A 6,110-nucleotide genomic window follows, 5' to 3' on the forward strand; every position below is an offset into this window, starting at 1 on the left:
GGATATCTGCTATGCAAAAAAATCCCTCCTAAAACTTAAAAAAGCACGCAAAAAGGGCTATGGCAATCAGCTCCGCCACAGCCCTTTATTAACTTACTTTAAATTAGTGAAAAAATTATAACTCATCCGGTCTCAAAATGCACACTTTTTATAATGCTGCCAGATCCTGCAGCCATTGTCTGGTTATTTCATCAAGACCGTCGTTGGGCACAAATCCAAACGGTACCAATAATTTTCGTACCTTGATCCAGCTCAAATTTGCTCCTTCATATAAGCTCGGTATCATCATATCAGTCAGCTGTTTGACCTTGTGCTGATCAACTCGTCCTTGTCCCAGCACCATTGCCATTGCGATTTTTTGAGCCAACGCTCGTGCCAGCAAAGCGTCTAAAGCGGCTTGATCAAGCGTCTGTTTGATCAGAATGCGTGATTTAAGCGGTACGGCCGGCACTTCTTTTTGTAAAAACCTTTGTACCAACGGCCAAAATTCATTGAGCTGCCAAAAGAACTGCCAAGGCGTCTTGGCATTGAGCTCATTAATCAGCTCAGCCATCAAGTCTGGTAGCTGGCCATCAAAAGAACGCAGCCTTGGTACAACTTCTTGAAGCAAACGCTGCGCCGACTCACGCTGGGTTAACGGCAGCTTTTTCTTGGTTGTCAAGGCAAAACGAACCGTCAAGAAATCCGTCAGCTGCGACTCATCAATTACCGTTCCTTGATCATGACGCTTAACTTTAAAATCATTCAGTCGTTTTTGACGCACGGATTTGGCAAACTGTCCTTGTTTTGGCATCTTAACCCTCTTTTCACGAAAATATAAAAAAGCGTACAAAAAAAGCACCGCCAGCGCGATGCTTTAACAGTTGGGCTAGCTGGGTTCGAACCAGCGCATGACGGTACCAAAAACCGTTGCCTTACCACTTGGCTATAGCCCAATAAAATGGAGGAGGGTGGATTCGAACCGCCGAACCCGAAGGAACGGTTTTACAGACCGTCGCGTTTAGCCACTTCGCTACTCCTCCATAAGAGCTTAACTGTTAATGAAAACAATCAGTAACAATCAACAGTAATTATAATAACTAATTTAGCCAATAAAAGCAAGCCCTTTTTTAATTATTTAACTCGATTATCTTCAAACGATGTTCCCATTGCTCCGCAAACTTATCATACTGCCACTCGGTTCGCTTGGCTTTTTTGACGCCAACCGCCTGATTAAGATAAACCAGATGGGCTGCTTTTAATGGATCATGAATGCCATGCAGATGACCATAGAAGACATACTTTACGTTTGGGGTCTTTTCCAACAGCTCGCCTAAACGCTCGCTGCCCATCATTGCATTGATCATCTGGTAGGTTCTCAGCTGTCGTTGGCTTTGGACAAATGACGGTTTGGGACTCAGCAAAGCTTTTCTAGGTGCGAAATGCGTTAAAAAAATCACTTTTTTGCCAGCCGCCTGGGCCATTGCCAGCTGCTGCTCAACCTGATTCAGCACCAACCCCATTCTTTGCGAATCAGGCATGGGCTGTTTGACTGCAGCATCAACCCAGTAGACCTTTTTCCATTGAGCTACTTTCTGTGGCTGCTGAGCATAGTCAGAAAATGAGTAGTCATACCAGCCATTATTGCCGATTAGGCGCCAGTCTGTCCCTGGCAGATCAACGTATTGATTGTGCAGATACATTGGATCCGCCAGGTGCTCAACGTCTTGGTATGACGCGTGCGACAGCATATCATGATTTCCCAGGACATAATAGATCTGAACCCGTTCGCCAACCAATCGCTGCAGCGCAGAAAAATAGCGGCGCGTGCGCGAAAAGCTATTGTAAAGATCGCCAGCATATAGATAGTAGTCGATATCATGCCTTAACAGCCAGCTTGCTTGAATATGCAAAGCTCGCGTAGACAAGATTCGATTGACATCCAGGTGATTATCGCTGCTAACTGCCAGCTTAACCATTCTTGATCCCTCCTTGAAAGTAAGGATAACATAATCCTAGATAAATTAAAAAACGTCCGCGAAGCAAATCGCGAACGCTAATTAATTTTATTAGTCAACGCCTTCCATCAAGCCGTGGATTCGCTTAACAAAGAAGCACAGCACAATCCCAAAGACGATTGCTACGCCACCAACGATCAGGAAGTATTGGATTTCCGTACCTGGCGTGTAGAACTTAACGATTTGTGCGTTGACGGCTTGACCAGCTGAGTCGGCCAAGAACCACATACTCATCATTTGTGAGCGGAAGGCAACTGGTGCCAACTTGGTCGTAATCGACAGACCAATTGGCGAGATCAGCATTTCGGCAATTTCACAGATGAACCATGAGCCAACCAGCCATAATGGACTGACCTTACCAGAAGTCGTGCCATGAATAATCCCTGGCAGTGCCATCCAGGCAAATGAGAGACCAACGATGACCAGACCAGCGGCAAACTTACCAGGAGCACTTGGCTGATTCTTCCAACGGCTCCATAGTTGAACGAAGAATGGCGTCAAGATCATGATAAACAGTGGGTTCAAAGTCTGGAAGTTTGCTGCAGCAAAGTGCCAGCCGCCAATGTGCAGAACTGTCCGCTGAGCAGCAAACAGTGCCAGAACAACCGAACCAGATTCTTCAATGGCCCAGAAGATTGCAGCGGCGATAAACAGCGGAATGTAAGCAACAACCCGTGATTTTTCAACCTTGGTAACTTTCTTGGAGTTCAGCATCATGATGAAGTAGATGATTGGCAGTGCAATAGCAATAACCGTAATCAGGTTGATGATACCATTGATGTTCAGCTGACCCATGGCGCCCATCAAACCGAGAACAATTGCCAACACGACTACAGCAACAATCGTCCAGTTGATGATTGGCTTAAGATCTTCTTTGTCAATTGGATCATCTGGGTACAGACTGTCTTTTGGCAGGTATTTCTTACCATCAATGTAGTATTGCAACAGACCAAAGAACATCCCAATGGCAGCCAGTGAGAAACCAGCGTGGAAGTTCATTTCGTTGCCAAACAGGTGCAGGCCAAAACCGTTAGCAGCCCAAGGAACCGCAATTGGCGAGATAGCGGCCCCGAAGTTGATCCCAAAGACAAACATCGAGAAACCGGCATCCCGACGCCGGTCTTCTTCACTGTAAAGACCACCGACCATTTCAGAGACGTTTGGCTTCAAAAGACCAGTCCCGATAACGATCAGGATAATCGAAGCATACAGCGCCGTCGTACCGGCCGGCAGTGACAAGGCAATGTGACCAAACATGATCAAAACGCCACCAATAAAGACGGTCTTGCGTGGCCCCCAAAGCCGGTCAGACAGCCAGCCGCCGATCACACCAGAAAGGTATACCAGCGAACCATAGATCGACATGATTGAAGCAGCCGTTGCCTGGTCCATGCCCAAACCGCCCTTATTTACGGCATAGTACATGTAGAACAGCAGGATGGCACGCATCCCGTAGTAACTGAACCGTTCCCACATTTCAGTGAAGAACAGCGTAGCCAGTCCTCTTGGTTGCCCAAAGAAGGACGTGTCTAATTGTTTTTGCTTATCCATTCCATTTCCTCCAAATTTTGATTGAATCTAATAAAAGTTCAATCAAATTATTGAAAAAGTCAAAAAGATTAAAGGAAGGTAATAAATTCCTTAAAATAACGTTTACTATTATATACTGATCATCTACATTCCGTCAAACCAACAGCCACGTTTTAGTGCCTTAAATCGCTATTTCAAGGTATTTTGAAACCGTTTGCGCAAGATCTTAAAAAGCTATCAGCGTTCACAAAATTTTAAAATCGTATGCTAATTTACACTCCAAGTTAATAAAATAATTATTATAGCTCAATGTAAGCGATAACAATTATTTATTGAGATTTTCGCTAAAAAAAAGCCTTAAAATCATGCAGATGCACAATTTCAAGACTGTTTTTTTACTTTTCGTTAAATGGATCCCACTCATACTTTGCTCGCGGCCCGCCGATGTATTTTGGCCGCGAGCGCAGGTAGGTCACATGAGCCTGACCAATTTCTTTGACTGATGTGCGTACCGGCACCTGAACAAACTTAACGTGCATGCCAATAAACGTATCACCAATATCCATACCGGCATTAGCCACGACATGCTCAACTTCAACCGGATCAGCAAAGTTTTCAAATGCTGCAATCTGTCCAGCCCCACCGGCATTGATCTGTGGAAAAACATTGACGATCTCAAATCCTTTTTCTTTGGCGACGGATTTTTCGACTACCAATGCTCGGTTTAGATGCTCACAACCCTGCACGGCTAAATGAATCCCCATTGGCGTTAGCGTTTCTAGCATTGTTTTGACGATCGTACGGCCAATTTCGATGTTGGAATGCTTACCGATCATCTTGCCCTGAACCTCACTGGTACTCAATCCCAAGACAAACAGATCACCAGACTCCAGTTTAGCCTGTTCCAACAGCTCATTGAGTCCTCTTTGCGTCAGCTGGCAGATCTCTTCAATATCCACATCCACGTTGCTCATTAGTTTCGCCCCTCTTATGTCTTTTAGGTGATTATATCATCAAAATTTAATTTGATTAAGAAAGACATCTTGAGGGTTTCATAATTCAAAAGCAGCGCTTAGCAGACTGCTACTAGTTGCCAATGACCAGCAGCGACTATTGGATCGTCAAGGCGAAACACGCATTGGTACGGTGACCATTTCCAAAGATGCCGCCGATCGATTCTTTTTGTCGCTGCAATTAGGTTCAGATACGCCTTTTGTTCCTAAGCTTAGCCGCACTAATCGGCAAATTGGCATTGACCTAAACACGGAAAACTTTCTAACTACTAGTGATGGTCAAACCATCGCCAACCCACGCTACTATCGAACGATCAAAGGTAAACTAGCCAAAGCACAGCGTATTCTTTCACGCCGACAGCGCCGGGCTAAAAAAGAGCAGCGTTCTTTGCGAGAAAGTAAAAACTACCAGAAGCAGCGTTTGTTAGTCACTAAGATCCATGCACGGGTATTTGACCAACGCCATGATTTTCTTCAACGAACGTCTACAACACTGATCGAGAACCAAGATCTCGTTGTAGACGAAGAATTGCGGAGTAAGAATCTGTTAAAAAATCATGCCTTGGCAATGAGCATTGCTGACGTTGGCTGGCGGTCTTTCCTGAACATGTTGGCTTACAAGGCGGATCTCTATGGGCGTCAATTTATCACGGTCAGCCCTAAAAACACGACCCAAACCTGTCATGACTGCGGTTTTGTAATGGGAAGTGACGGGACCGAAAAGCTGACACTGGCAGATCGTGAATGGGTATGTCCACGGTGCCATGTTCATCATATCCGTGATTACAATGCAGCACTAAACATTCTAGAAAAAGGACTCCAGAAACAACAAAAAGCCTAGTCAAAAAAGCTAGGCTCGTTCCTATGGCAACCTGGGAATGTAAAAGGCATTGGTAATTAGATGATCACTGCTCAAGCAACCGTGGCTGTTTGAGTAAATCGTCCGTATCTATGCAAATTGTGGTTCGGATACTCAATACTGGGGTGTTTGCCCATAAGCCATCGACTTTAGCCGATGGTGGTTGACCTATACACAATCGATTTGATAGACAAAATTTCAAATAAAAAACAAAAGGCTTGATGCATCAACATTTTGATACATCAAGCCTTATTAATTATGCCAACTATAGGAGTCGAACCTACGACCTTCTCTTTACGAGGGAGATGCTCTACCAGCTGAGCTAAGTTGGCAAAAGAAATACCGGTAAGTATTTCAATGACTCCGGCAGTCAGACTCGAACTGACGACAACCTGATTAACAGTCAGGTGCTCTACCAACTGAGCTATGCCGGAATAATGCATGGCAATGCCCTATCCTCGCAGGGAGCGATCCCCCAACTACTTTCGGCGCGTTGAAGCTTAACTTCTGTGTTCGGCATGGGAACAGGTGTATCCTTCAAGCCATCATCACCACACTAATCCCTTTCAGGATTGAGAGCTTGCACTCTCAAAACTAAACAATATTCATCTCTTATCACGCTTAATGAGAACAACCAAAACTTGGTTAAGTCCTCGACCGATTAGTAATGGTCCGCTCCATGCCTCGCGGCACTTCCACTTCCATCCTATC

At 45.0% G+C, this 6,110-nt stretch carries 4 protein-coding genes, 4 tRNA genes, 1 rRNA gene and 1 pseudogene; 1 reads left to right on the forward strand and 9 read right to left on the reverse strand.

Going from position 1 to position 6,110, the window contains the following annotated elements; all coding sequences use genetic code 11:
* Nucleotides 1–148: 148 nt before the first annotated feature.
* The 6 genes from QOS03_RS02925 to QOS03_RS02950 all read right to left on the reverse strand — a co-directional run bounded on the left by QOS03_RS02925 (nucleotide 149) and on the right by QOS03_RS02950 (nucleotide 4,501).
* Nucleotides 149–793: a hypothetical protein gene (locus QOS03_RS02925; RefSeq protein WP_283575278.1), complete on the reverse strand. Its 645-nt coding sequence runs from the start codon at nucleotides 791–793 to the stop codon at nucleotides 149–151.
* 70 nt (nucleotides 794–863) lie between these two features.
* A tRNA-Gln gene (locus QOS03_RS02930) sits at nucleotides 864–935 on the reverse strand.
* A gap of 6 nt (nucleotides 936–941) precedes the next feature.
* Nucleotides 942–1,022 (reverse strand) — tRNA-Tyr (locus QOS03_RS02935).
* A gap of 87 nt (nucleotides 1,023–1,109) precedes the next feature.
* Nucleotides 1,110–1,958, reverse strand: a complete 849-nt coding sequence (locus QOS03_RS02940) for a metallophosphoesterase (RefSeq protein ID WP_283575279.1) — start codon at nucleotides 1,956–1,958, stop codon at nucleotides 1,110–1,112.
* Between the two features lie 90 nt (nucleotides 1,959–2,048).
* The gene (locus QOS03_RS02945) at nucleotides 2,049–3,548 is read right to left on the reverse strand and encodes a peptide MFS transporter (RefSeq protein WP_169461365.1); all 1,500 of its coding nucleotides are present in this window, start codon (nucleotides 3,546–3,548) and stop codon (nucleotides 2,049–2,051) included.
* A gap of 374 nt (nucleotides 3,549–3,922) precedes the next feature.
* Entirely contained in the window at nucleotides 3,923–4,501 is a 579-nt protein-coding gene (locus QOS03_RS02950) for a TIGR01440 family protein (protein ID WP_283575280.1), read from the reverse strand.
* A gap of 127 nt (nucleotides 4,502–4,628) precedes the next feature.
* Between QOS03_RS02950 and QOS03_RS02955 the strand changes: the two are divergent.
* Nucleotides 4,629–5,381: pseudogene (locus QOS03_RS02955) on the forward strand (RNA-guided endonuclease InsQ/TnpB family protein); the annotation flags it as partial.
* Nucleotides 5,382–5,658: 277 nt separating this feature from the next.
* On the opposite strand, the gene QOS03_RS02960 reads toward QOS03_RS02955, so the two are convergent.
* From QOS03_RS02960 to rrf, 3 genes are all read right to left on the reverse strand, one after another.
* Nucleotides 5,659–5,731, reverse strand: a tRNA-Thr gene (locus QOS03_RS02960).
* 29 nt (nucleotides 5,732–5,760) lie between these two features.
* Nucleotides 5,761–5,833 (reverse strand) — tRNA-Asn (locus QOS03_RS02965).
* A gap of 5 nt (nucleotides 5,834–5,838) precedes the next feature.
* Nucleotides 5,839–5,955, reverse strand: a 5S ribosomal RNA gene (rrf, locus tag QOS03_RS02970).
* Between the last annotated feature and the right edge of the window lie 155 nt (nucleotides 5,956–6,110).

The sequence above is a fragment of the Limosilactobacillus pulli genome, assembly GCF_947381555.1.
In the GTDB taxonomy this organism is placed as follows: Bacteria; Bacillota; Bacilli; order Lactobacillales; family Lactobacillaceae; genus Limosilactobacillus; species Limosilactobacillus pulli.

Bases quoted from the DNA above. Each gene is read 5' to 3' on its own strand.
- QOS03_RS02925 (WP_283575278.1), bottom strand. From the start codon at position 793: ATGCCAAAACAAGGACAGTTTGCCAAATCCGTGCGTCAAAAACGACTG.
- QOS03_RS02940 (WP_283575279.1), bottom strand. From the start codon at position 1,958: ATGGTTAAGCTGGCAGTTAGCAGCGATAATCACCTGGATGTCAATCGA.
- QOS03_RS02945 (WP_169461365.1), bottom strand. From the start codon at position 3,548: ATGGATAAGCAAAAACAATTAGACACGTCCTTCTTTGGGCAACCAAGA.
- QOS03_RS02950 (WP_283575280.1), bottom strand. From the start codon at position 4,501: ATGAGCAACGTGGATGTGGATATTGAAGAGATCTGCCAGCTGACGCAA.